This window comes from Moorena sp. SIO3I6, from assembly GCF_010672095.1.
The window spans coordinates 1-1,043 of record NZ_JAAHHU010001721.1; the positions used below are offsets into that span (position 1 = coordinate 1).

The 1,043-nt window shown below is 45.8% G+C and carries 2 protein-coding genes; both read left to right on the forward strand.

What is annotated here, in order from left to right:
• Positions 1 to 271 (forward strand): hypothetical protein (locus tag F6K49_RS52620; RefSeq protein ID WP_293111073.1); only part of this gene is annotated, 271 nt, incomplete at its 5' end.
• A gap of 438 nt (positions 272 to 709) precedes the next feature.
• Positions 710 to 1,043 (forward strand): DUF1016 N-terminal domain-containing protein (locus tag F6K49_RS52625; protein WP_293111075.1); only part of this gene is annotated, 334 nt, incomplete at its 3' end.

Below are 1,043 nucleotides of genomic sequence, written 5' to 3' on the forward strand. Positions count from 1 at the left end.
TCAGCGCATTGGACTAAAGCGACAGGCTCAGCAGCGTTACCGCACAGCCCTGGCACTGGCCAAAAAAGCTAATAATTTGCCATTGCAGGCGGAAATTCAAGAACAGCTTGGTGAGATTGCCCACAACCTAGAAGAGTTTGCTGAAGCAGTTGAATGGCTAGAGGCTGCTGAGGGAATTTACCAAAAGCTTTTTAATTTGGAAGATCCAGAGGCACAAGGGAAGCTAGAGGAGCTAAGGAATGATATTGAGGATTCTCAAGGGAGGATTTGAGGGAAAATTGGGGGTTGCTGAATTGAAGTATCAATGCAGGATCTTTTGGTTTTGGGCAAGCCCCCTAAATCCCCCAACTTTGGGGGACTTTAAGAGTTTTGTTCCCCCCAAAATTGGGGGGCTAGGGCGTGTTTTATTGCCTCGGAGATCCCCCTAAATCCCCCTTAAAAAAGGGGGACTTTGAGTATGGCTCCCCCCTTTTTTAAGGGGGGCTGGGGGGGATCATAATCTTGCGGAAAACTTTGAAAACACGCCCTAGGGGGGCTCAATCATACCCAGAATCAGCAACACCGAAAATTGAATGGGTAACTAAGTAGTCAGTGGTCAGCTATCAGCTATCAGCTATCAGCCAACGGCTAACCGCTGACCGCTGACCGCTGACTGCTTAACGTTTGTTATGATCACCTTTTGGACAAATGTTGTTGAATCGGAAACCAGATGAGTGACTTGGATTCAGGGAAGTATCGGGAGCTACTAGTAGAAGTCAAGCAGCGCATTCGCCAGGCTCAGTACCAATCCCTCAAAGCAGTCAACAAGGAATTAATTACTCTTTATTGGGATATTGGACGGTTAATTGTTACCCGTCAACAGGGAGAAACCTGGGGTAAATCAGTCGTAGAACAATTAGCAAAAGACTTACAAGCGGAGTTTCCAGGTATCAGTGGCTTTTCGGTTCGTAATATCTGGAATATGCGCAATTTATATCTCACATACTTTCAAAATGAAAAACTGCAACCATTGGTGGCAGAAATTGCTTGGAGTCATAATTTGG